21 protein-coding genes are annotated in these 23149 nt (G+C 70.4%); all 21 read left to right on the top strand.

The features are described from left to right. Positions 1–7: 7 nt before the first annotated feature. The 21 genes from ACNAVT_RS09580 to nuoH all read left to right on the top strand — a co-directional run bounded on the left by ACNAVT_RS09580 (position 8) and on the right by nuoH (position 23149). Positions 8–148: a daptide-type RiPP gene (locus ACNAVT_RS09580; protein WP_416294809.1), complete on the top strand. Its 141-nt coding sequence runs from the start codon at positions 8–10 to the stop codon at positions 146–148. 53 nt (positions 149–201) lie between these two features. After that, entirely contained in the window at positions 202–345 is a 144-nt protein-coding gene (locus tag ACNAVT_RS09575; RefSeq protein WP_416294807.1) for a daptide-type RiPP, read from the top strand. A 147-nt stretch (positions 346–492) separates the two neighbouring features. Continuing rightward, on the top strand, positions 493–2124 hold the full coding sequence (gene mpaP / locus ACNAVT_RS09570) for a daptide biosynthesis intramembrane metalloprotease (RefSeq protein WP_416294806.1): 1632 nt from the start codon (positions 493–495) through the stop codon (positions 2122–2124). A gap of 52 nt (positions 2125–2176) precedes the next feature. Next, entirely contained in the window at positions 2177–4690 is a 2514-nt protein-coding gene (gene lanKC, locus ACNAVT_RS09565) for a class III lanthionine synthetase LanKC (RefSeq protein ID WP_416294804.1), read from the top strand. Positions 4691–4718: 28 nt separating this feature from the next. Further along, entirely contained in the window at positions 4719–6002 is a 1284-nt protein-coding gene (locus ACNAVT_RS09560; RefSeq protein ID WP_416294803.1) for a YcaO-like family protein, read from the top strand. A gap of 45 nt (positions 6003–6047) precedes the next feature. Beyond that, positions 6048–6929 (top strand): ABC transporter ATP-binding protein, encoded by an 882-nt coding sequence (locus ACNAVT_RS09555; protein ID WP_416294801.1) that lies wholly within the window; start codon positions 6048–6050, stop codon positions 6927–6929. Further along, positions 6926–8182 (top strand): ABC transporter permease, encoded by a 1257-nt coding sequence (locus ACNAVT_RS09550; RefSeq protein ID WP_416294799.1) that lies wholly within the window; start codon positions 6926–6928, stop codon positions 8180–8182. The genes ACNAVT_RS09555 and ACNAVT_RS09550 overlap by 4 nt, the downstream gene beginning before the upstream one ends. Positions 8183–8239: 57 nt before the next feature. After that, on the top strand, positions 8240–8428 hold the full coding sequence (locus ACNAVT_RS09545) for a hypothetical protein (RefSeq protein ID WP_416294797.1): 189 nt from the start codon (positions 8240–8242) through the stop codon (positions 8426–8428). A gap of 160 nt (positions 8429–8588) precedes the next feature. Beyond that, on the top strand, positions 8589–9779 hold the full coding sequence (gene mqnC, locus ACNAVT_RS09540; protein ID WP_416294796.1) for a cyclic dehypoxanthinyl futalosine synthase: 1191 nt from the start codon (positions 8589–8591) through the stop codon (positions 9777–9779). Between the two features lie 294 nt (positions 9780–10073). Then, entirely contained in the window at positions 10074–11264 is a 1191-nt protein-coding gene (locus ACNAVT_RS09535) for a cell wall anchor protein (protein ID WP_416294794.1), read from the top strand. A gap of 194 nt (positions 11265–11458) precedes the next feature. After that, a complete protein-coding gene (locus ACNAVT_RS09530; RefSeq protein ID WP_416294793.1) occupies positions 11459–12169 on the top strand; it encodes a demethylmenaquinone methyltransferase in 711 nt (236 codons plus the stop codon). 89 nt (positions 12170–12258) lie between these two features. After that, positions 12259–12477 (top strand): hypothetical protein, encoded by a 219-nt coding sequence (locus ACNAVT_RS09525; protein ID WP_416294792.1) that lies wholly within the window; start codon positions 12259–12261, stop codon positions 12475–12477. A 134-nt stretch (positions 12478–12611) separates the two neighbouring features. After that, a complete protein-coding gene (locus ACNAVT_RS09520; protein WP_416294790.1) occupies positions 12612–13886 on the top strand; it encodes a geranylgeranyl reductase family protein in 1275 nt (424 codons plus the stop codon). 131 nt (positions 13887–14017) lie between these two features. Further along, positions 14018–14383 (top strand): NADH-quinone oxidoreductase subunit A, encoded by a 366-nt coding sequence (locus ACNAVT_RS09515; RefSeq protein ID WP_416287907.1) that lies wholly within the window; start codon positions 14018–14020, stop codon positions 14381–14383. 13 nt (positions 14384–14396) lie between these two features. Continuing rightward, the gene (locus tag ACNAVT_RS09510) at positions 14397–15074 is read left to right on the top strand and encodes a NuoB/complex I 20 kDa subunit family protein (RefSeq protein ID WP_416294789.1); all 678 of its coding nucleotides are present in this window, start codon (positions 14397–14399) and stop codon (positions 15072–15074) included. After that, positions 15071–15805, top strand: a complete 735-nt coding sequence (locus tag ACNAVT_RS09505) for an NADH-quinone oxidoreductase subunit C (RefSeq protein ID WP_416294787.1) — start codon at positions 15071–15073, stop codon at positions 15803–15805. Before ACNAVT_RS09510 ends, ACNAVT_RS09505 begins: the two co-directional genes overlap by 4 nt. A 55-nt stretch (positions 15806–15860) precedes the next feature. Further along, positions 15861–17189 (top strand): NADH-quinone oxidoreductase subunit D, encoded by a 1329-nt coding sequence (locus ACNAVT_RS09500; protein ID WP_416294786.1) that lies wholly within the window; start codon positions 15861–15863, stop codon positions 17187–17189. Next, entirely contained in the window at positions 17186–18013 is an 828-nt protein-coding gene (nuoE, locus tag ACNAVT_RS09495; RefSeq protein WP_416294785.1) for an NADH-quinone oxidoreductase subunit NuoE, read from the top strand. Before ACNAVT_RS09500 ends, nuoE begins: the two co-directional genes overlap by 4 nt. Further along, positions 18010–19326: an NADH-quinone oxidoreductase subunit NuoF gene (gene nuoF / locus ACNAVT_RS09490; RefSeq protein WP_416294783.1), complete on the top strand. Its 1317-nt coding sequence runs from the start codon at positions 18010–18012 to the stop codon at positions 19324–19326. The genes nuoE and nuoF overlap by 4 nt, the downstream gene beginning before the upstream one ends. Continuing rightward, the gene (locus ACNAVT_RS09485) at positions 19326–21794 is read left to right on the top strand and encodes an NADH-quinone oxidoreductase subunit G (RefSeq protein WP_416294782.1); all 2469 of its coding nucleotides are present in this window, start codon (positions 19326–19328) and stop codon (positions 21792–21794) included. The genes nuoF and ACNAVT_RS09485 overlap by 1 nt, the downstream gene beginning before the upstream one ends. Further along, positions 21791–23149: an NADH-quinone oxidoreductase subunit NuoH gene (gene nuoH, locus ACNAVT_RS09480; protein ID WP_416294780.1), complete on the top strand. Its 1359-nt coding sequence runs from the start codon at positions 21791–21793 to the stop codon at positions 23147–23149. Before ACNAVT_RS09485 ends, nuoH begins: the two co-directional genes overlap by 4 nt.

Below are 23149 nucleotides of genomic sequence, written 5' to 3'. Positions count from 1 at the left end.
GATTGCGGTGAACGAGATCAACGAGGAGCTGGAGCTCCAGGAGCTCGAGATGCAGGAGCTCGAGTCGATGGAGGCGCCGGGCTGGGTGACCAGCATCGGCGTGAGCGTCGGCATTTCCATCGTCAGCGTCGCCTGGAGCATCACCTAAGAACCACGGTGCCGGGCTACGAGTAACTACGAGGAGAGAGAGGAGGTAAGACGATGAACGAGGTTTCGACCGAGACCGAGCTGCTGGAGCTCGAGATGCAGGAGCTGGAGGCCCTCGAGGCGCCGGGCTTCTGGACCGGCGTGTCGATCGGCGTCGCGATCAGCGCCAGCGTCGCCACGTCCGTTGCCGTCACCTGATGACGGATCGGTGGTGCAACATCCCTAGCGAGCATCGCTAGTCCCGCATCCGCGGGACCTGCCTCGGCCCGGTTTCCTTCACCGTGAGCTGGGCCGAGGCAGGGGATTCCTACGGTAGACACCAGATGCGGATTGAGGAAGCCCGACGTGATCCCGAGCGCTACCGCGGTGCCTCCTGACTATGCGCAACGGCCGAGGCCGGCACCCGGCACCGAGGTCCACCTCCCGGCCGTTGACGGCGACCCCTACGTGATTCAGCGAGGCCCGAAGTACGTACGGGTCGGCCGGGACGTCGCGCGACTCGCCCGCGCGATGGACGGGCAATCCGACCACGCCGCGCTGTCTGAGGCGCTGGGACCCCCGTGGACGGTCGAGCTGGTCGCCCAGGCGGTCGAGAAGCTCGACAAGCTGGGACTTGTCGACCGTGGTGACATGGTCGCGCCCCGCCGGGCACCCCGGATCAAGGTCGTGCCACCGTTCACGATCCAGTTGACTCTGGTCCGTCCGGGGCGGGCGATGCAGGCTCTGCGGCCGGTGCTGGGCGCGTTCGCCAGCCGCTTCGTGAGCTACGCGGCTCTGGCGATCGGCCTGGGCGGCATCATCGCCCTGGTCGTCCAGTCCGCCGCCGTCGCCCAGGTGCTGGCCGAGCCGCTCGCCGCCAGCACGTACGTCGGTGTGCTGCTCGCCCTCATCGTCGCCACCTCGATCCACGAACTCGGGCACGCGGCCACGCTGTTGCACTACGGCGGGCATCCTGCCCGCATCGGCGTGATGCTGTACTACCTGATGCCGGCCTTCTTCTGCGACGTGTCCGACAGTTGGCGGCTGCCTCGACGTGACCAGCGGGTACGGGTGGCGCTGGCCGGCCCGGCCGTGCAGACCTTCCTGGCCGGCGTGTCCGCGCTGCTGGCCCTGCTCCCTGCCCAGTCGGGGCTGCGGACCGGGCTCCTGTTCTTCGCCGTCGTCTGCTACCTCACCGGCTTGCTCAACCTGCTTCCCTTCATCAAGCTGGACGGCTACCTCGCGCTCATGACGCGCGTTGACGTGCCCTTCCTGCGCACCCGAGCCATGACCGACGCGCGCCGCGCCATCGCCCGGTTGCTGTTCGGCGGCCGGTACGAACGGGAACTGTCGACCCGCTGGACGACCTGGTACGGCCTCGCCTGCCTCGGTTTTCCCGTCTACCTCCTCGGCACGGCGCTCGGCCTGTGGGCGGAGGTGCTGCAAGGGGGCGGCGTGGTGGGCCTCATCCTGCTTGCCTGCGTGGTGGGCTACCTGCTCTACGTCATGGCGCGTGGTCTCCGGAGGACCGCGCGGGAGGTGCGCGCGGCCGGCGCCCCCCGCTGGCGCGTCCTCCTCGGCACCGGGGTACTGGTCGGCGGGCTCGGTGCGCTGATGGTCCTGCCATTGCCGTACTCGGTCTCCGGTGCCTTCATCAGCAGGTCGGGGACGACCGAGTTGGTGCTGCTCGATGGCGCGGACACCGCGAGCCTGGCACCCGGGCAGACCGTCGAACTCGCCCGGAACGGCCTCATCGTGCAGGGCACCCTCGGCGAGGCCACGATCGCCCCCGGTCCCGGGCAGGCCAGTACCGCCCCGTTGTCGTCGTTCTTCCCCCTGCGTCTCGACAGCGATCCGGATCTGCCCGTCACCAGCTATCGGCTCGTCAGCGCGGATGGTGCGGTCCAGAACACGGCGGGCGTCGCCCGCGTCGACGTCGGCACGCTTCCGCTCTGGAAGCTGCTCTACCGGACGTACGTCCATCCGTTCCTGCACTGATCGGGATCTGGCCCGACATCTCGGTCCCTGCGAGCTGACAAGGAGACGTCACGTGCTCGACTTCCGATTTCTCGATTTCTGCCGTGACGACACTCTTTTCTACGATCGGCCCGATCCGCACAACGCCGAAGGGGACTTCCTCGCGGGCCGCCCCCCGGGGGACGGCTGGCGGTCGGAACGGGGCAGGGAGTGGACGGTCTGCACCCCGCCGGTGCTCGACATCCCCGACCAGGGCTGGAAGATCCACGTCTCCGCGTCCCCCGAGAACGCGGAGAAGCTGCTCGACGCGGTTGCGCCGTACTGTGTGGAACGCGGCCTGATGTTCAAGTACATCAGCAGCCGGGAGATCCTCGGGCGCCGCGGTAGCAAGTACGGCGATCGCACGGCCAGCGGGAAGTTCATCACCATCTACCCGCCGGACGAGGAGTCCCTGGAACGGACGCTGAACGAACTCGAGGACCTGATCGGCGGGACCCCGGCGCCATACATCCTCAGCGACCTGCGGTGGAAGATGGGCCCGCTGTTCGTGCGGTACGGCGCCTTCGTGCTCAGGATGGCCCGGGCGGAGAACGGCGCGCTGGTTCCCGGTATCGAGGACCCCAGCGGTCAGCTGGTGCCCGACGTCCGGCGGCCGTCCTTCCGGCCGCCGGAGTGGGTGACGTTGCCGGCCTTCCTCGCCGAGGCGCTGGAGATGCGTAAGCGCGGTGCCCTGCGCGACTTTCCGTTCCGCGTCTACAAGGCACTGCACTTCTCCAACGGTGGCGGGGTCTACCGCGCGATCGACAAACGGTCGAACGGCGAGGTGCTGCTGAAGGAGGCGCGGCCGCTCGCCGGGCTCGACGCCAGCGGCGCGGATGCCATCGCCCGCCTGGAGCGGGAGCACTGGGCCCTGAGTCGGCTGGCCGGGTTGCCCTGGGTGCCGGCCCTGATCGACTACCGGGATGGGCACGAGCACCGCTTCCTGGCCCGGGAATTCGTCGACGGCGAGCCGCTGATCGACGTGCTCCGCACCCGACACCCCTTCATGGGTGCCGAGAACAGCCCCCAGGCGTGCGCGTCGTACGCGTCGTGGGCCCTCACGATCCTCGACCAGGTCGAGGAGGCGATCCGGGCCATGCACGACCGGGGCGTCGTCTTCGGCGACCTGCACCCGGGCAACATCCTGGTGAAACCGGACGGGACGATCGCCTTCATCGACATGGAGACCGCGACGCCGGTCGACGCACAGTACAAGCAGTCGATGGGGGCGCTCGGCTTCTACGCGCCGGGTCACCTGTCGGGCACCGAGGTCGACCTCTACGGCCTGGCCGTCCTGCGGCTGGCCATGTTCGTACCGATGCCCCACATCGTTCCGTGGGGAGCCGCCAAGATCCGGGAACTCATCGAGGTGGCGGCGAACCAGTTCCAGCTACCGCCCACCGTGGTCGCCGACCTCGAACGCGGCCTCGGGCCGGACCGGATCCCGACCAGCACCGACTACTCCCTGCCGTGGCCAGCCGACCCTCTCGACGGCGACCTGAGGGATCGGATCGCCGACAGCATCCTCGCGGTCGCCACCCCCGAACGGGACGACCGCCTGTATCCGGGCGACGCCATGCAGTTCCTCCTCCCCGGCGGCGGCGTCACCTTCGGCTACGGGGCGGCCGGCGTGCTCTGGGCGCTGTCGCGCAGCGGTCACGAGCCCCCGGCTCAGCACGTGGACTGGCTGCTGGACCACGTCAAGGGAATGCCGAGCCCCGGTCCAGGCTTCTACACCGGGCTCGCCGGGATCGCGTACGCCCTGTCGGTCCTCGGCCGCGACACCGAGGCCAGGTCGTTGCTCACGGTGGCCGCGGAGTTGCCGCCGGACGGGGTCAACGGGAGCCTGATGGACGGATGGTCGGGCCTGGGTCTGACCGCGCTGCATTTCTCGGCCGCGTACCAGGACCCGGACTGTCTGCGCCTGGCGCGCGAGATCGCCGCGCGGCTGGAGCCGCTGCCCGCACCACAGTCCAGAGGACTCCTGCACGGCCGAGCCGGCCACGCGCTGTTCCTGCTACGGCTCTTCCAACACACCGGGGAACATGCCTTCCTCGATGCCGCCGGGCGGGCGCTCCGCGCCGACCTGGCCGGACTGGACACCGCGGAGCCGCCCGGCGCGTCGGCGCTGCCGCCCGGCCTCGTGGGCAGCGCCGGACTGGCGATGGTGACCCAGGCCCTGCTGGCAGAGCAGCCCGACGACGACCTCCGGCGGGCTCAGGAAACCCTGCTCGGCCAGGTGCGCGGCCAGTTCACGGTGCCGAACGCGCTGGTCAACGGGCGGTCGGCCGCGGTGCTGGCACTCGTCGGTCAGGACGTCGACCCGGCGGTATCGGCGGGCCTCCGGTCGCACCTCGCCGCTCTCGGTTGGGAGGTGGTGTCCACCGGGCCAGGCCGGGTGCACGTCATCGGCGACCACGGGCACCGGCTCTCCACGGACCTGCTGACCGGCTCGGCCGGGCTGCTCACCGCACTCGACGCGGCCGCCCGCGGCGTCGGCCCGCAACTCCCGTTCCTGGGCCACGCGACCACGGTAGCCCTGACATGACACGCCCACGAGGGGGTCACGGTTACCGATGATTGACGTGACACGGACCATGGCGACGTCCACCGGCATCGCCTCCGCGTTCTCCCTGGCGCCGCCGTACGACACGAATCCGCTGTGGAGCGCGAGCGCCGAGCTGCTCACGGTGCCGGGCGTGGAGCTGACCGACGTTCCCCTCTCGGCCCGCGTCGTGGGCGCCCACGGGCATTCGCGCGTCGACGCCCTGATCCGCGGCGCCGGTGAGGCCGTCGAGCGGTACGCCCTCCATCCCCGCCCAGGGCTGTCTGCGGTACGCGGGCGAGCCGCCGAGCTGGGCGAGCCGACCCTTGCCTTCCATGATCCACACATCGCGCTCGGCGCGCCCGAGGCGGCGCAGGCCGAGCTCACCTGGGTTCCGGGCCGGCGGCTGCGAAACTCCGCGACCGTGCTGGTCCCCGCGCCGCTCGTCGACTGGCCGTCCCTGGAGCCGGAGGCCGCCTTCTTCGACCCGGGTCCGTCGGGGGCAGCCGCGGGTAGCAGCCCGGAAATGGCGCTACGCTCCGCGCTGCTGGAGATCGTCGAACGGGACGCCGTCACCGTGGCGTGGGAGCGCGGGCTGCGGCTGCCCAGCTTTCCCGACCCGGCGGAGATGACGGCTGTCGATCCGGCCGGGCAGAAGGCGCGTACGGCTCTGCTGACCCTGTGGAGGCGTGCGCACGACGAGGGCATCATTCCGTCGCTCGCGCGGCTGCCCACCGCCGTACCGGGGCTCTGGTGCGTGGTCGGCGCGCTCGTGGACCCCCCGGGGCCCGGGGCCATCGCGACCGTGGGCCTGAAGGGGTCCGACCGGCCGTGGGAGGCGCTGCTCGGCGCCTTCCAGGAGGCGTGGCAGGTGCGGACGGCGCTGGAGCTGACCCGCGCTGAGGGCGGCGCGACCGACCCGGTGACGATGGTCGAGACCGAGCACGACCGGATCCGTCACATGCTGACCGCCGCGGGATACGAGTCGGTGCGCGACTGGGTGATGGGGTTCACCGCCGCCGGCGAGGCGACACCGACCACCGCCACCGTTGCCGATCAGGACATCCTCCGCGCGGTCCTGGCTGACGGAGGGGATCCGGTGCTCGTCGACCTCACGCCGCGGCTGCCTGCCGCCGTTCGCGCGATGGGGTGGTGCGCCGTGAAGGTGCTGCCGGTCGGCTACCAGCACCTGCGCATGAACGAGCGGCATCGATGGAGCTGGAACCGGCCCCGACTGGCGAGCGCGGTGGGTCGTACCGGGCACAGCGCTCAATACCCGGGGCCGTGCCCCGATCGACCACATCCGCTGCCCTGACCGCCGAACGACCCGAGGCCATGCCGATCTTGACCTGGAGGATTAGTGCTGGAACTTGACAAACTGGTCCGTCGTTTCGGCGACCGCGTTGCCGTGGATCATGTGTCGTTCCGCGTGGAAGACGGCATGATGACCGGGTTCGTGGGCGGTAACGGCGCCGGTAAGACGACCACAATGCGGATGATCATGGGGGTGCTGGCCGTCCATGAAGGCCGGGTGCTGTGGAACGGCAGTCCTCCCACCAGAGCGGACCGGCGGACCTTCGGATACATGCCCGAGGAACGCGGCCTCTACCCGAAGCAGTCCGTGCTGCCCCAGCTGGTCTACCTCGGGCGGCTCCGGGGGCTGACTGCCGACCGGGCCCGTCGCTCCGCCACGGAGCTGCTGGAACGCTTCTCCCTCGCCGACCACGCCGGCTCGCGACTCGAATCCCTCTCGCTCGGCAACCAGCAGCGCGTGCAGATCGCGGCAGCCATGATCGGTGGCCCCGCCCTGCTCGTGCTCGACGAGCCCTTCTCGGGACTCGATCCGTTGGCCGTGGACAGCATGGCGGAGCTGCTTCGGGAGTTCACCGCCCAGGGGGTTCCCGTCCTCTTCTCCTCCCACCAGCTCGAACTGGTCGAGCGGCTGTGCGATCGGCTGGTGATGCTCAGCGCGGGCCGGGTCGTGGCCGAGGGCACCGTCGACGAGCTACGCCGCCGGGGGCGATCGGTGTTCCGGCTCGTCACCGGCGGGGACATCCGCTGGGTCCGCGACGTGGCGGGTGTGACGGTGGTGGAGGAAGGCGAAGGATCGGCGCTCGTCGAGCTGGCGACGCCGGACGATGGAGACAGGCTGCTCAAGGAGGCGATGCTCCGGGGATCGGTGCGTGAGTTCGCCGAGATCGTTCCCACGGTCGCCGACGTGTTTCGGGAGATGGCCGCATGACCAGTTCGCCCACGGGCACCTCCACTCTGGAGCCGACGCCCGCCACCACGCCCAGCTCTGCGCCCGACGCCTTCCAGGAGAGCCCGAGCGGGCGAGCCTGGCAGATCGTCACGGCCCGGGAGATATCCGTCAAGTTACGCGATCGCGGCTTCTTCCTCTCGACCGTCGTGACCCTGGCCCTCATTGTCGGCGCCATCGCCGTTCAGGCCTTCATCGGCGTGTCCCAGGACAAGATCACGGTCGCCGCCACCGGACCGGGTAGCGCCGAGGTCGTCCAGCAGGCGGTCGCCCTCGCCGAGCAGGCCGGTGAGGACGTACGCATCACCAGCAACGCCAAGTCATCGGAAGGCGAGGTCGAGGACGCGGTACGCGCCGGGGAGGTCGACGCGGGGCTGGTCCCCACGGCGGACGGCTGGCGGCTGCTCGGCAAGACCGACCAGGAGTCGGCGGCGTCGATCTGGATCGGTGCGGCGGTGCAGCAGTTGGCGCTCGCGCGGAACGCCGCGGCGGCCGGCACCACCGTGGCCGACCTGCAGCGGGGCGCGGCCGTGGACTACGTACTGCTGTCGCCGGGTGACACCCCGCAGATGGTCGTCCGGGTAGCGGCCTACCTCTTCGGATTCCTGTTCTATCTGGCGGCGGTCCTCTTCGGGGTCGCCATCGCGACCAGCGTCGTGGAGGAGAAGCAGAACCGGATCGTCGAGATCATCGCGAGTGCGATCCCGCTGCGTGCGCTGCTGGTCGGCAAGGTTGCCGGGAACAGCATCCTGGCGCTCGCGCAACTGGTGCTCTTCATCGCCGCGGGAGCCGTGGGCCTGGTGGCCATGGGGAAGTCGGACGTCCTCAACCAGGTGACCCTGGGAATCGGCTGGTTCGTCGTGTTCTTCGTCATCGGGTTCGCCCTGCTCGCCTGCGTCTACGCGGCGGCGGGAGCGGTCTCGACCCGGACCGAGGACATCCAGGCCACGACGACCCCGATCAGCGCGGTCACGGCCGTCGTCTTCATCGCCGGGATCTCGGCGTCCGGCACCTTCCAGACGGTGCTCTCGTTCATCCCCCTCTCGTCGACCATCGCCATGCCGGCCCGCATGGTCGCCGGCGACACGGCGTGGTGGGAGCCGGTGGCCTCCCTGGTGATCTCGCTGGTCGCGGCGGCGGTTCTGATCATGGCGGGGGCGCGCGTCTACCGGCGTTCCCTCATGCAGACCGGCAGGAAGCTCTCCTTCCGCCAAGCCTTGAAACTGCCGGAGTGACGGCTGCCCAGACGTCCGGAAAGTCGTCCTCACCCGTGTCGAGGAGGGAGGTGAAAAATGAGCGACAACGCGACCTGGCTGCGCTCGAACAAGGTCATCGGGATCGTTCTCGCGGTGCTGGTGGTGTTCGAGGTCTTCTTCCTCGTCGGTGATTTCCCGGCTGCGGTGCGATACGCCGTGGCCGGCCTCATCGCGGTCACCCTGGTCCTGGGAGTCACCCAGCTCAGCCGCAACCGCCGCGGCTGATCCCGCCCCGGGGGCCGGGTTCGGGCGCCGCGCACGGCCAGCGGATCGGCCGTGCGCGGCGCCCGGCCTGGGGTTCGGCCCTTCGGCTGAGGGCCGCCCCGGCGCAGCCCGGCGCCGGGGCGGCGAGGGCGATCCGCCGCAGCCGACGTAGGCTCGGGGGGTGACGGTGAGCCGGGAGATCGACGACATCCTGCAGCGCGGCGCGGACGGCGGGCGGATCACGCCCGAGGAGGCCCTGCTGCTCTACACCGAGGCGCCCTTCCACGCACTCGGGGAGGCGGCGGACGCGGTGCGCCGGCGGCGCTACCCGGACAACATCGTCACCTACCTGATCGACCGCAACATCAACTACACGAACGTCTGCGTGACGGCGTGCAAGTTCTGCGCCTTCTACCGGGCGCCGAAGCACAAGGAAGGGTGGACCCACCCGACCGAGGAGATCCTGCGCCGCTGCGGTGAGGCGGTCGAGCTGGGCGCCACCCAGGTCATGCTCCAGGGTGGCCACCACCCGGACTACGGCGTGGAGTACTACGAGGAGCTCTTCTCGGCGGTCAAGCAGGCGTACCCGCAGCTCGCCATCCACTCGATCGGCCCGAGCGAGATCCTGCACATGGCCAAGGTCTCGGGTGTGAGCCTGGACGAGGCCATCGCCCGGATCAAGGCCGCCGGGCTGGACTCGATCGCGGGCGCCGGCGCCGAGATGCTGCCGGACCGGCCGCGCAAGGCGATCGCCCCGCTGAAGGAGTCGGGCGCGCGCTGGCTGGAGGTCATGGAGCTGGCGCACCGGCAGGGCCTCGAGTCGACCGCGACGATGATGATGGGCACCGGCGAGACCAACGCCGAGCGGATCGAGCACCTGCGGATGATCCGCGACGTCCAGGACCGCACCGGTGGCTTCCGGGCCTTCATCCCGTGGACCTACCAGCCCGAGAACAACCACCTCAAGGGCCGTACCCAGGCGACCACCATGGAGTACCTGCGGCTGATCGCGGTGGCCCGGCTCTTCTTCGAGACGGTGCCGCACCTCCAGGCGTCATGGCTGACCACCGGCAAGGACGTCGGGCAGCTCGCCCTGCACATGGGCGTGGACGACCTCGGCTCGATCATGCTGGAGGAGAACGTGATCTCCTCGGCCGGCGCCCGGCACCGGTCCAACCTGCACGAGCTGATCGGCATGATCCGCAGCGCCGACCGGATCCCCGCGCAGCGGGACACCCTCTACCACCGGCTCGCGGTGCACCTGACGCCCGCCGACGACCCGAGCGACGAGCGGGTGGTCTCGCACTTCTCCTCGATCGCCCTGCCCGGTGGTGGGGCGGGGAAGTCATTGCCGCTCGTCGAGGTCAACTGAACCGCCCGTCCACCGGCCGTACCTGCCGTCGCACCCTCGGTGACCGCCGTGAGCTGCGGCAGCGTCGGCCGAACGGCCAGTGGTTGGCCATCGATAGGTGTTTTCTGTCAGCCCGTTCTCCGGAGGCGCGCCCGGGACTGTTGGTGTCAATAGCCGTCAATTCGGGCAATCCTTAAGTGACTCTTAGCCGGGCAGGTGGTGAAGGTTCGGCGAGTGGGGTGGCGAGGGCGGTCCCAGGCCGATACCGTGCGGCGGTCCCTGTCCTTCATCCCATTTTTCGGGAGGCTTGGCTCCATGATCTTCCGTAACCGGCCGCTGATGCGGCTCGGCGCCGCCGCGCTGCTCGCCTCCGGTGCGTTCACCGCCCTCGGCGCGCCCGCCCAGGCCGCCGGCACCGAGACGGACCTCGAGCTCAAGGTCGCCGGCACGCGCGTCGCGGCCAACGCCGAGGGCAAGGTCGCCTTCGTCAAGGTCACCAACCTCGGCAAGAACACCCCGAGCGAGCTGGCTGTCCGAATCGACGTCTCCAAGGTGGACTTCGAGAAGGTCGCGGTCGTGCCGTTTGACGACTGCGAACCGGAGGGTGACAAGGCACCGAAGGCCTTCACCTGCTACGCCACCGAGGAGGGCCTGCCCGGCCCCGGCGAGACGGTCGACCTGCCGCTCCTCGTCTTCAAGTTCGACGTCAAGGGCACCTACCAGGCGCCGCTGTCGTTCAAGCTGATCTCGAAGGACGACACCAACCCGGCGAACGACACCGCGACCGCCACGCTCGAGCTGTCCGACCAGAGCGGTCCGGACCTTGCGGTCATCGCCGACGACGTCAAGCAGGCCGCCAAGATCGTCGACGGCAACCCGGTCTACTCGGGTGACCTGCACCCGGGCGGGCAGTCGGCGCTGACGTACGTCGTCGCCAACCAGGGTGACCAGGCCACCGCCGGCCTCAAGATCACGGTGAAGCTGCCCAAGGGTGTGACCCCGGCCGAGGCGGAGAAGGACTGCGAGTACTCCGCCGACAAGTCCACCTTCACCTGCACCTACGCCGACTTCGGCCTGATCCCGCTGGACCAGGACACCAACGACAACGACAAGCTGTACTCGGCGTACGGCTTCTACCACGTGTTCAACGTCGGGTCCGACGTGAAGCCGGGTGCCCTGACCGGCGGCCTGGTGTCGGTCGAGCCGATCGGCACCGTGCCGAGCATCGCCCGCGCGAAGCCCGCCTCGCAGCTGCCGACCAACGTCGAGGGCATGCAGGCTCCCGATGTCGACAACAGCGACAACAGCGACGGCTACGCCGTCATCGTCACCGCCAAGGGCGGCTCCGGCGGTGGCGAGGGTGGCCTGCCGGTGACCGGTGCCAAGGCCGGCCTGATCGGCGGCGTCGGCGCGGCGGTGCTGGCCGCGGGTGGGGCGATGTTCCTGGTCGCCCGCCGGCGTCGGGTGGTCCTGGTGGCTCCGGGCGACGAGAAGCCGACGGCCTGACGGTCGTCCTTCATCGGCCCGCGAGGGCCGTTCACATAACGCACGGCAGCAGGGGCGGGATGGGTCACCATCCCGCCCCTGCTGTCTTCGCTACGTTGAAGAGCCGACGCGGGGCGGGATGGACGAGCATCCCGCCCCGCGGCGTACCCGGGGGTGGTACCCGTCGCGCGTCGCCCGGCTGGCAGAGTGGAGGGGTGAGCCGTACCCCGCAGGGCCAGCGCGCCAACCTGGACAAGCAGCCGCACGAGGTCGCCGCGATGTTCGACGGCGTGGCGGCTCGCTACGACGTGACGAACACGGTGATGACCGCCGGCCGGGACCGGGCCTGGCGCCGGGCCACCCGGGAGGCGCTCGACCTGCGCCCGGGGGAGCGGGTGCTGGACGTGGGCGCGGGGACGGGTGTGTCCACCGAGGAGTTGAGCCGCTCCGGCGCGTACGCCGTCGGTGCCGACCTCTCCCTCGGCATGCTCCAGGCCGGTCGCCGGGCCCGGCCGCACGTGCCGCTGCTGGCCGGGGACGCGCTGCGGCTGCCCTTCCCGGACGCCACCTTCGACGCGGTGACCATCTCCTTCGCGCTCCGCAACGTGGTGGACACCCAGGCGGCGCTGCGCGAGTTCGCCCGGGTGACCCGGCCGGGCGGCCGGCTGGTGATCTGCGAGCTGAGCCACCCGACCAACCCGGTGTTCCGCACCGCGTACCTGTCGTACCTGATGCGGTGGCTGCCGGCCGCCGCGCGCGTGGTGTCGAGCAACCCCGACGCGTACGTCTACCTGATCGAGTCGATCCGGGCCTGGCCGGACCAGGCCGCGCTGGCGGCGCGTATCGAGGAGGCCGGCTGGGGCAAGGTGGCCTGGCGGAACCTGACCGGCGGGCTGGCGGCGCTGCACCGGGCGGTCCGGGACTGACCTCCGGACCGGCCGGGGCGCCTTCAGGGCAAACCACCCAATTTCGTTAATATCCGTTTTTGGTCTACTTTGTCCCGTAGGCTCAGCCCATGACGGGACCAGAACAGGTGGCCACGGACGACGACGCCGCGGAACTCATCGCGCAGCTCAAGGAGTTGGCCGGCGCGGATCCCGCGGACGTCCGCCAGGTGGTCGCCGAGGTGCTGGCCGCGCTCGACCGGGCGGCTGGGGGCGCCCTGCGTGAGCACCTGCCGGAGACGATCCGCCAGGATGCCGGCCTCGGACCGGCCGCCTCGGCCCGTCCGTGACGTCCTGGTGGACCCCTACCGGCACGTTTCCGCGAAGTTAGGTACCCCTCACCGATTACAGGTGTAACCCCGGTCATAGACTCCAACCCGATCGGCTTGTGAAGCATTTCACGAGCATGCGGGAGGAGGCGCAGATGACCGCGGTGGAGAACGACGCCGACGTGATCGTCGTGGGCGCCGGTCCCGGAGGATCGGCAACCGCGTACCACCTTGCTAGGCACGGCGTGCGCGTGCTGCTGCTGGAGAAGACCGAGTTTCCCCGGGAGAAGGTCTGCGGCGACGGGCTCACCCCCCGGGCCGTACGGCAGCTCATCCGGATGGGCGTGGACACCTCGCCCGAGGCCGGCTGGCTGCACAACAAGGGCCTCCGGGTGATCGGTGGCGGGGTACGCCTGGAACTGGACTGGCCCGACCTGGCCAGCTTCCCCAACTACGGCCTGGTCCGGACCCGGCTCGACTTCGACGACCTGCTCGCCCAGCAGGCCGTCGCCGCCGGTGCGAAGCTGCGGACCAGCGTGAACGTGATCGGTCCGGTGCTCGACGCCGACGACCGGGTGATCGGCGTGCAGGCCGAGGTGGGCCCGGACAAGGAGCCGGCCACCTTCCACGCCCCGCTGGTGGTCGCCGCGGACGGCGTGTCCGGCCGGTTCCCGCTCGCCCTCGGGCTGGCCAAGCGGGAGGACCGGCCGATCGGCGTCGCGGTGCGCCGCTACTACCGTTCGCCCGCCAAGCACGACGACAACTACCTCGAGTCCTGGCTCGAACTGCGGGCCAAGGGCAGCGACGCGCTGCTTCCCGGCTACGGCTGGATCTTCGGCCTCGGCGACGGCCGGGTGAACGTCGGCCTGGGCGTGCTCAACTCCTCCGCCGCCTTCGGCAAGACCAACTACCGGCGGCTGCTCACCGAATGGCTGGCCAACACCCCCGAGGACTGGGGGATGACCGACGAGACCAACGCGGAAGGGCCGATCCTCGGCGCCGCGCTGCCGATGGGCTTCAACCGGGTGCCGCACTACACCCGTGGCGTGCTGCTGGTCGGTGACTCCGGCGGCATGGTCAACCCGTTCAACGGCGAGGGCATCGCGTACGCGATGGAGTCCGGCGAGATGGCCGCCGAGGTGGCGGTGCAGGCGCTCGCCCGGCCCGCCGGCGCCGAGCGGGAGCGGGCGCTGCAGGCGTACCCGCAGGAGCTGAAGGCCCGCTTCGGCGGCTACTACCGGCTCGGCGGGGTCTTCGTGAAGCTCATCGGCCGGCCGGAGATCATGCGACTGGCCACCAAGCACGGCATGCCGCACCCGATGCTGATGCGCTTCGTGCTCAAGCTGCTGGCCAACCTGACCGACCCCCGGGGTGGGGACGCGATGGACCGGGTCATCAACGCGATGACCCGGGTGGCACCGGCCGTGTAGACCGCCGGACCCGGGTCGGAGCCGCCCCGGGTCCGACAAAGATCGACCCCCGCGGCCGAGGTCACGAGGGACGTGAATAGTGTGATTTCCGCTAACCACCGAGGTCAGGGAAGGACGAGCAGGAGACAACGATGACGCTCTCTCCTTACGCACCCATCATCGGGCTGTTCGCCCTTGCCGCGGGATTCGCGCTGTTCTCCGTGGCAGGCGCCCGACTCGCCGGCCCCCGGCGTCTGAACAAGGCCAAGCTCGAGGCATACGAGTGCGGCATCGAACCGAGCCCGCAGCCGGTCGGCGGCGGCCGGTTCCCGATCAAGTTCTACCTGACGGCGATGCTCTTCATCGTCTTCGACATCGAGATCATCTTCCTCTACCCCTGGGCGGTCTCCTTCGACGCCCTGCCGATCTTCGGCTTCGTGGAGATGGTCCTGTTCATCGTCGCGGTCTTCGTCGCCTACGCCTACGTCTGGCGGCGCGGCGGCCTGGACTGGGACTGAGGGAGGTACGCAGATGGGCATCGAGGAGAAGCTTCCCTCCGGCGTCCTGCTCACCACCGTCGAGAAGCTGGTCAACTGGTCGCGGAAGTCGTCCGTCTGGGGCGCCACCTTCGGCCTGGCCTGCTGCGCCATCGAGATGATGGCGGCCGGTGGCCCGCACTACGACATGGGCCGCTGGGGCATGGAGGTCTTCCGGGCCTCGCCCCGGCAGGCGGACCTGATGATCGTGGCCGGCCGGGTCAGCCAGAAGATGGCGCCGGTCCTGCGCCAGATCTACGACCAGATGGCCGAGCCCCGGTGGGTGCTCTCCATGGGTGTCTGCGCCAGCAGCGGCGGCATGTTCAACAACTACGCCATCGTGCAGGGCGTCGACCACGTCGTTCCGGTCGACATGTACCTCCCGGGTTGCCCGCCTCGGCCCGAGATGCTCATCGACGCGGTCCTCAAGCTCCGCGAGAAGATCATGTACGAGCCGCTGGGCCCGAACGGCCGCAAGATGCTGGAGGCCCGCAAGGAGCGCGGTGACGTGCCTGTGGTGCCGTACGGCTCGATGCCGTCGTCGTACCGCAACGACAAGGACCGGCGTGCCGAGTGGACCAGGGCCGTCCGCGAGGGGCGCGAGGAGCAGTTGCGGATCGAGAACTGGATGAAGGCCCAGAACCACCTCCACGCACACGGGGGCCCGAAGTGACCGCACCGAACGACAGCAGCAACAACGGCGTACCGGTATCGGTGCCGCCGGTCGGCGCCACCAGCGGCGCGCCGGCCGAACACCCGCCGGCCAGCCCCGCCGGCCGTGGCATGTTCGGCATCCACGGCACCGGCGACGTCTCCGGCTTCGGTGGCCTGGTCCGGCAGCGCACGCCGATCGAGGGGAGCCCCCGGCCCTACGGCGGCTACTTCGACGAGGTTCGGGACGCGCTGGAGGAGGCGTACCCCGAGTTCGGCGACGCGATCGAGAAGGTCGTGGTCGACCGGGGCGAGCTGACCCTGCACGTACGCCCCGAGCGGATCGCCGAGGTCTGCCAGGTGATGCGCGACGACCTGGCGCTCCGCTTCGAGCTCTGCTCCTCGGTGTCCGGCGTGGACTACCTGGGCGGGGACGAGCGCCGGCTGCACGTCGTCTACCAGCTCACCTCGATGACCTACCGGCGTCGGGTCCGGCTGGAGGCCGCGGTCTCCGCCGAGGACCCGCGCCTGCCGAGCGTCACCGGCGTCTACCCGACCGCCGACTGGCAGGAGCGCGAGGCGTACGACATGTTCGGCATCGTCTTCGACGGCCACCCCAACCTGACCCGGATCCTCATGCCGGACGACTGGGAGGGGCACCCGCAGCGCAAGGACTACCCCCTCGGCGGCGTGCCCGTCGAGTACAAGGGCGCGGAGATCCCGCCGCCGGACCGCCGGAGGTCGTACCAGTGAGCGCGAGGAGTGCAGCGGAGCGGAGCCCCGCAGTCGCGAACGGAGGGCTGGCACTGTGACGACGTCGAACTACGCGACCGAGCGCGAGACCACCGAGGGCAAGGTCTTCACCGTCACCGGTGGGGACTGGGACACGGTCGTCTCCGGCACCGATCCGATCAACGACGAGCGGATCGTCGTCAACATGGGCCCGCAGCACCCGTCCACGCACGGCGTGCTCCGGCTGATCCTGGAGCTGGAGGGCGAGACGGTCCGCGAGGCCCGCTCGGTCATCGGCTACCTGCACACCGGCATCGAGAAGAACCTCGAATACCGCAACTGGGTCCAGGGCTCGACCTTCGTGACCCGGATGGACTACCTCGCCCCGCTGTTCAACGAGACGGCGTACGCGCTGGCGGTGGAGAAGCTGCTCGGGGTCACCGACGACATCACCGAGCGGGCCACCACCATCCGGGTCTTGATGATGGAGCTCAACCGGATCTCCTCGCACCTGGTCTGGCTGGCGACCACCGGCATGGAGCTGGGCGCGATCTCGATCATGCTGTACGGCTTCCGCGAGCGGGAGTACATCCTCGACATCTTCGAGACCATCACCGGCCTGCGCATGAACCACGCGTACGTGCGGCCGGGCGGGGTGGCGCAGGACGTGCCGGACGCGGCGATCGCCAAGATCCGCGAGTTCCTCAAGATGATGCCGAAGAAGCTCAAGGAGTACGAGGACCTGCTCTCCGGCCAGCCGATCTGGACCGAGCGCACCAAGAACGTCGCGGTGCTCGACGTCACCGGCTGCCTCGCGCTCGGCGTCACCGGCCCGGTGCTGCGCTCCGCCGGCCTCGCCTGGGACCTGCGCAAGACCATGCCGTACTGCGGCTACGAGACGTACGAGTTCGACGTCCCGACCCACACCGACGGCGACGTCTGGGGCCGCTACCTGGTCCGGCTCGCCGAGATCCGTGAGTCGCTGAAGCTGGTCGAACAGGCGGTGGACCGGCTCGGCAAGCGCGGCCCGGTGATGGTGTCCGACAAGAAGATCGCGTGGCCGGCGCAGCTCGCCATCGGCGTCGACGGCATGGGCAACTCGCTGGAGCACGTCGCGAAGATCATGGGTCAGTCGATGGAGTCGCTGATCCACCACTTCAAGCTCGTCACCGAGGGCTTCCGGGTCCCGCCGGGCCAGGTGTACGTCGGCATCGAGTCGCCTCGCGGCGAGTTGGGCGTGCACGCGGTCTCGGACGGCGGCACCCGGCCGTACCGGGTGCACTACCGGGAGCCGAGCTTCATCAACCTCCAGGCCCTCCCGGCGATGGCCGAGGGCGGCCTGATCGCCGACGTGATCGCCGGTGGCGCCTCGCTGGACCCCGTGATGGGTGGTTGTGACCGATGACTGTGTTCACTGAAGAGACCCGGGAGCGGGCGCGGCAGATCATCGCCCGGTACCCGGCGGACCGGTCCCGCTCGGCGCTGCTGCCGCTGCTGCACCTGGTCCAGTCCGAGGAGGGGTACGTCTCCCCGGCCGGGGTCGAGTTCTGCGCCGAGGTGCTCGGCCTGAACAAGGCCCAGGTCGGCGCGGTCGCCACCTTCTACACCATGTACAAGCGCAAGCCGACCGGCGACTATCTGGTCAGCGTCTGCACCAACACGATGTGCAACGTGCTCGGCGGCCAGGAGGTCTACGACACGCTCTCCGAGCACCTCGGCGTCGGGCACGACGAGACCACCGGGGACGGGAAGATCACCCTGGAGCACGCCGAGTGCCTGGCGGCGTGCGACTACGGCCCGGTGATGACGGTCAACTACGACTTCTTCGACAACGTCGACCCGCAGGCAGCGCTCGGCGTGGTCGAGGAGTTGCGGGCCGGCGGCCGGCCGATGCCGACCCGGGGCGCGCGGCTCTGCACGCTGAAGGAGATGGCCGTGCAGCTCGCCGGCTTCGCCGACGAGCGGGAGGGTGCCGTCGCCGACGGCGGGCCGGGCGAGCCGAGCCTGCGCGGCCTGCGGCTGGCCGAGCAGGCTGGCATCTCGGTGCCGGGGTTCGACCCGAACACCCCGATCCGCAGCAAGGCCGAGGCCGACCAGGCCGCCGCGCAGGCCAAGGCCGCGCAGGCGGCCGGCGTGGCGGCCAACCCGCCGGCCACTGACCGCAAGCCGGCCGGCGACGAGGCCGGGGCGCAGCAGCGCAACCTCAAGGAAGCGGAGGCTCAGAAGTGACGACGCCTCGGCCGGAGACGCTGGCCAAGCTCACGCCGGTGCTGACCAAGCGCTGGCTGTCGCCGGACGCCTGGCAGGCCGGCACCTACGAGAAGCTGGACGGCTACGCCGCCCTGCGCAAGGCGCTCAAGGCCCACCCGGACGACCTGATCCAGCTGATCAAGGATTCCGGGCTGCGCGGCCGCGGCGGTGCCGGCTTCCCGACCGGTCTCAAGTGGGGGTTCATCCCGCAGGGTGACGGCAAGCCGCACTACCTGGTGGTGAACGCCGACGAGGGCGAGCCGGGCACCTGCAAGGACCTGCCGCTGATGACCCACGACCCGCACTCGCTGGTCGAGGGCGTGATCATCGCTTCGTACGCGATCCGGGCCAACCGCGCCTACATCTACATCCGGGGCGAGGCGGTGCACGCCGCCCGCCGGCTGCGCAACGCCGTGCAGGAGGCGTACGCCAAGGGCTACCTCGGGCGGAACATCCTCGGCAGCGGGTTCGACCTGGAACTGGTGGTGCACTCCGGCGCCGGGGCGTACATCTGCGGCGAGGAGACCGCGCTGCTGGATTCACTGGAGGGCTTCCGGGGCCAGCCCCGGCTGCGCCCGCCGTTCCCGGCGACCCACGGCCTGTACGCCAGCCCGACCGTGGTCAACAACGTCGGCACCATCGCCAGCGTGCCGTACATCGTGCTGGGCGGCGCCGACTGGTGGAAGACCATGGGAACGGAGAAGTCCTCCGGCCCGATGATCTATTCGCTCTCCGGCCGGATCGCCAACCCCGGCCAGTACGAGTGCTCGATGGGGATCACCCTGCGCGAGCTGATCGAGCTGGCCGGCGGGATGCAGCCCGGGCACAACCTGAAGTTCTGGACCCCGGGCGGCTCGTCGACGCCGCTGCTCACCGCCGAGCACCTGGACGTGCCGCTGGACTTCGAGGGGGTGGCGGCGGCCGGCTCGATCCTGGGCACCACGGCCACCCAGATCTTCTCGGACCAGGACTGCCCGGTCTACGCGACCTACCGCTGGCTGGAGTTCTACCACCACGAGTCGTGTGGCAAGTGCACCCCGTGCCGCGAGGGCAACTACTGGATGGTCCGGGTCTACCGGCGGATCCTCGCCGGCCAGGGCACCCATGAGGACCTGGACACCCTGCTCGACACCTGCGACAACATCCTCGGCCGCTCGTTCTGCGGTCTGGGTGACGGTGCGACCAGCTCGGTGACCTCGTCGCTGAAGTACTTCAAGCAGGACTACCTCGACTACATCGAGGGACGTACCGCGCCGAAGCTGTCGGACAAGCAGCTGGTGGGAGCGCACTGATGACCGACGTAGCCAAGCAGACCGAGACCGTCACCCTCACCATCGACGGCGTCCAGGTCACCGCGCCCAAGGGGGCGCTGCTGATCCGGGTCGCCGAGCAGATGGGCACCGAGATCCCGCGCTTCTGCGACCACCCGCTGCTGGCCCCGGCCGGCGCCTGCCGGCAGTGCCTGGTGGAGGTGGAGGGCCAGCGCAAGCCGGTCGCCTCCTGCACCCAGACCGTCGCCGACGGCATGGTGGTGCGGACCCAGCTCACCTCCCCGGTCGCCAAGAAGGCGCAGGAGGGGGTGATGGAGCTGCTGCTCCTCAACCACCCCCTCGACTGCCCGATGTGCGACAAGGGCGGCGAGTGCCCGCTGCAGAACCAGGCGATGTCCACCGGCCGGGCGGACTCGCGGTTCCACGAGCACAAGCGGGAGTACGAGAAGCCGATGGCGATCAGCACCCAGGTGCTGCTCGACCGCGAGCGCTGCGTGCTCTGCCAGCGCTGCACCCGGTTCTCCGAGGAGATCGCCGGCGACAAGTTCATCGACCTGATGAACCGGTCGTCCGCCGAGGAGATCAACATCTACCGGGACGACGCGTACGGCGATGAGGGCGACGCGGGTGACGTGCCGTTCAACTCGTACTTCTCCGGGAACACCGTGCAGATCTGCCCGGTGGGCGCGCTGACCGGCGCGCAGTACCGGTTCCGGGCCCGCCCGTTCGACCTGGTCTCCACCCCGAGCGTCTGCGAGCACTGCTCGGCCGGCTGCGCGCAGCGCACCGACTGGCGGCGGGGGAAGGTGCTGCGCCGGCTGGCCGGCGACGACCCGGCGGTGAACGAGGAGTGGAACTGCGACAAGGGCCGCTGGGGCTTCCAGTACACCCGCGCGTTCGACCGGCTCACCACCCCGATGGTCCGCGACGAGCGGACCGGTGAGCTGCGCGAGGCGTCCTGGAGCGAGGCGCTGACCCGGGCCGCCGAGGGGCTGCGCGCGGCCCGCGACGCACAGGGCACGGCGGTGCTGACCGGCGGCCGGCTGACCGTCGAGGACGCCTACGCGTACGCCAAGTTCGCCCGGGTCGCGCTGCACACCAACGACATCGACTTCCGGGCCCGCCCGGTCTCCCGCGAGGAGGCCGACTTCCTGGCCAGCAGCGTCGCCGGGGTCACCGACGTGACCTACGCGGACGTGGAGAACGCGCCCGCGGTGGTGCTGGTCGGCCTGGAGCCGGAGGAGGAGTGCCCGATCCTCTTCCTGCGGCTGCGCAAGGCGCACCTGAAGAAGAAGCTCACCGTGTACGCGATCGCCCCGTTCGCCACCCGGGGCCTGGAGAAGCTCGGAGCCAAGCTGGCCCGGGTGGTGCCGGGCGAGGAGGCCAGCGTGCTGGCCGAGCACGCCACGGTGGCCGAGGCGCTGGGCCAGCCGGGGGCGATCCTGATCGTCGGCGAGCGGCTGGGCGCGGTGCCGGGCGGGCTCTCCGCCGCGGCGGACGTCGCCCGGCGTACCGGCGCGAAGCTGGCCTGGGTGCCGCGGCGCGCGGGTGACCGCGGTGCGGTCGACGCGGGCTGCCTGCCCAACCTGCTCCCCGGTGGCCGCCCGGTCACCGAGCCGGCCGCCCGCGCCGAGCTGGGCGAGGCGTGGGACATCGCGGCCGGGGTGATCCCGAGCCAGGCCGGCCGGGACACCGACGGCATCCTCACCGCGGCGGCCAACGGTCAGCTCGGCGCCCTCGTGGTGGCCGGTGTGGACCCGGCCGACCTGGCCGACCCGCGGCTGGCCGAGCAGGCCTTGGACGCGGTGCCGTTCCTGGTCAGCCTGGAGCTGCGGATGAGCGCCGTGGCCCGCCGGGCGGACGTGGTGTTCCCGGTCGCTCCGGTGGCCGAGAAGGCCGGTAGCTTCCTGGACTGGGAGGGCCGGCTGCGCACCTTCGAGAAGGTGCTGGACACCGCGGCGATGAGCGACGGCCGGGTGCTCGACGCGCTGGCCGCGCAGCTCGAGATCCGGCTCGGCACCGCCGATGTGGCGAGCATCCGCCGGGAGCTGGGCGCCCTGCCGCCGACCCGGGTGGATTCCCCGGCGGCGCCGTCGGTCGAGCCGGCTGCCGTGCCGCAGCCCGGCGCCGGCGAGGCCGTGCTGGCCACCTGGCACCAGCTGATCGACCTGGGCACCCTCACCGACGGCGACGAGCACCTCGCCGGCACCGCCCGCCCGCCGGTGGTCCGGCTGGGCAAGGGCACCGCCGAGGCGATCGGCGTGGCCGACGGTGACCCGGTGACCGTGGGCACCGACCGCGGGGCGATCACCCTGCCGGCGGCGATCACCGAGATGCCGGACGCGGTCGTCTGGCTGCCGACCAACTCACCCGGCTCGACCGTCCGGCGCGGCCTCGGCGTGACGGCCGGCGCGGTCGTCCGGGTCTCCGCCGCCGCGGACGCGGCCGGTCGCCCTGGTCCGCTCCTCAACGCAGGGGGTGTTCAATGAGCCCGGTCATTCTGGCCGCGCAGGACCCGACGCTGGCCGACTTCGGCAAGGACCCGTGGTGGCTGGTCCTCATCAAGATCGTCTTCGCGTTCGTCTTCGGCCTGCTCGCCACGCTGCTCGGCGTCTGGTTCGAGCGGCGGGTCGTCGGCTACATGCAGGTCCGGCCCGGGCCCAACCAGGTCGGCCCGTTCGGCCTGCTGCAGACGCTCGCCGACGGCCTGAAGATGGCCTTCAAGGAGGACATCCTCCCGCGGGCCGCGGACAAGGTGGTCTACTTCTTCGCCCCGACCATCTCGGTGATCTGCGCGGTCACCGCGCTGTCGGTGGTGCCGTTCGGGCCGATGGTCAGCATCTTCGGCCACTGGACGCCGCTGCAGGTCACCGACGTGTCGGTGGCGGTCCTGGTGCTGCTGGCCTGCTCCTCGATGGGCATCTACGGGATCGTGCTCGGCGGCTGGGCCTCCGGCTCGACCTACCCGCTGCTGGGTGGGCTCCGGTCCACCGCCCAGATGATCTCGTACGAGGTCGCGATGGGGCTGAGCATCGTGGCGGTGTTCATGACCGCCGGCACGATGTCCACCAGCGGGATCGTCGCCAAGCAGGCGCACGGCACCCACCTGAGCCTCTTCGGCGCCGATCTCCAGGCACCGGGCTGGTACGCGATCCTGCTGCTGCCGAGCTTCATCATCTTCTTCATCGCCACCGTCGGTGAGACCAACCGGGCACCGTTCGACCTGCCCGAGGCGGAGTCGGAGCTGGTGGCGGGCTTCATGACCGAGTACAGCTCGCTGAAGTTCGCGCTCTTCATGCTCTCCGAGTACGTCTCGATGGTCACCATGTCTGCGGTGACCACCACGCTCTTCCTCGGCGGGTGGCGGGCCCCGGCCCCGATCACCACCTTCTGGGCCGGCGCCAACTCCGGTTGGTGGCCGATGCTCTGGTTCTTCGCCAAGGTCGTGATCCTGGTCTTCGTCTTCGTCTGGCTGCGGGGCACCCTGCCCCGGCTCCGGTACGACCAGTTCATGCGCTTCGGCTGGAAGGTCCTGCTGCCGATCAACCTGGTCTGGATCCTGGTGCTGGCCGGGCTGCGCTCGATCGAGCACTTCGACACCAAGTCCCGGCTGACCTGGACCGCGATCGGCGCGGGCGTCCTGCTGCTCGCCACGCTCTTCTGGCCGAGCAAGAAGGCGGCGCCGAAGCCGCCGCTGCAGGAGCAGGTCAACAGCCGTCCGCACGGCAGCTTCCCGCTGCCCCCGATGGATCTTCAGGTACCACCGAGCCCGCGCACCAGGCGCGTGGTCGCCGAGCGGGAGCCGGCCAACATCGTTGCCGGCTCGGACTCCAGGGAGGTGTGA

This window comes from Micromonospora sp. SL4-19 (assembly GCF_047921475.1).
Classification (GTDB): Bacteria; Actinomycetota; Actinomycetes; order Mycobacteriales; family Micromonosporaceae; genus Micromonospora.
Note: the sequence above shows the minus strand (reverse complement) of the source record. Positions and strands in the feature narration are given on the sequence as shown.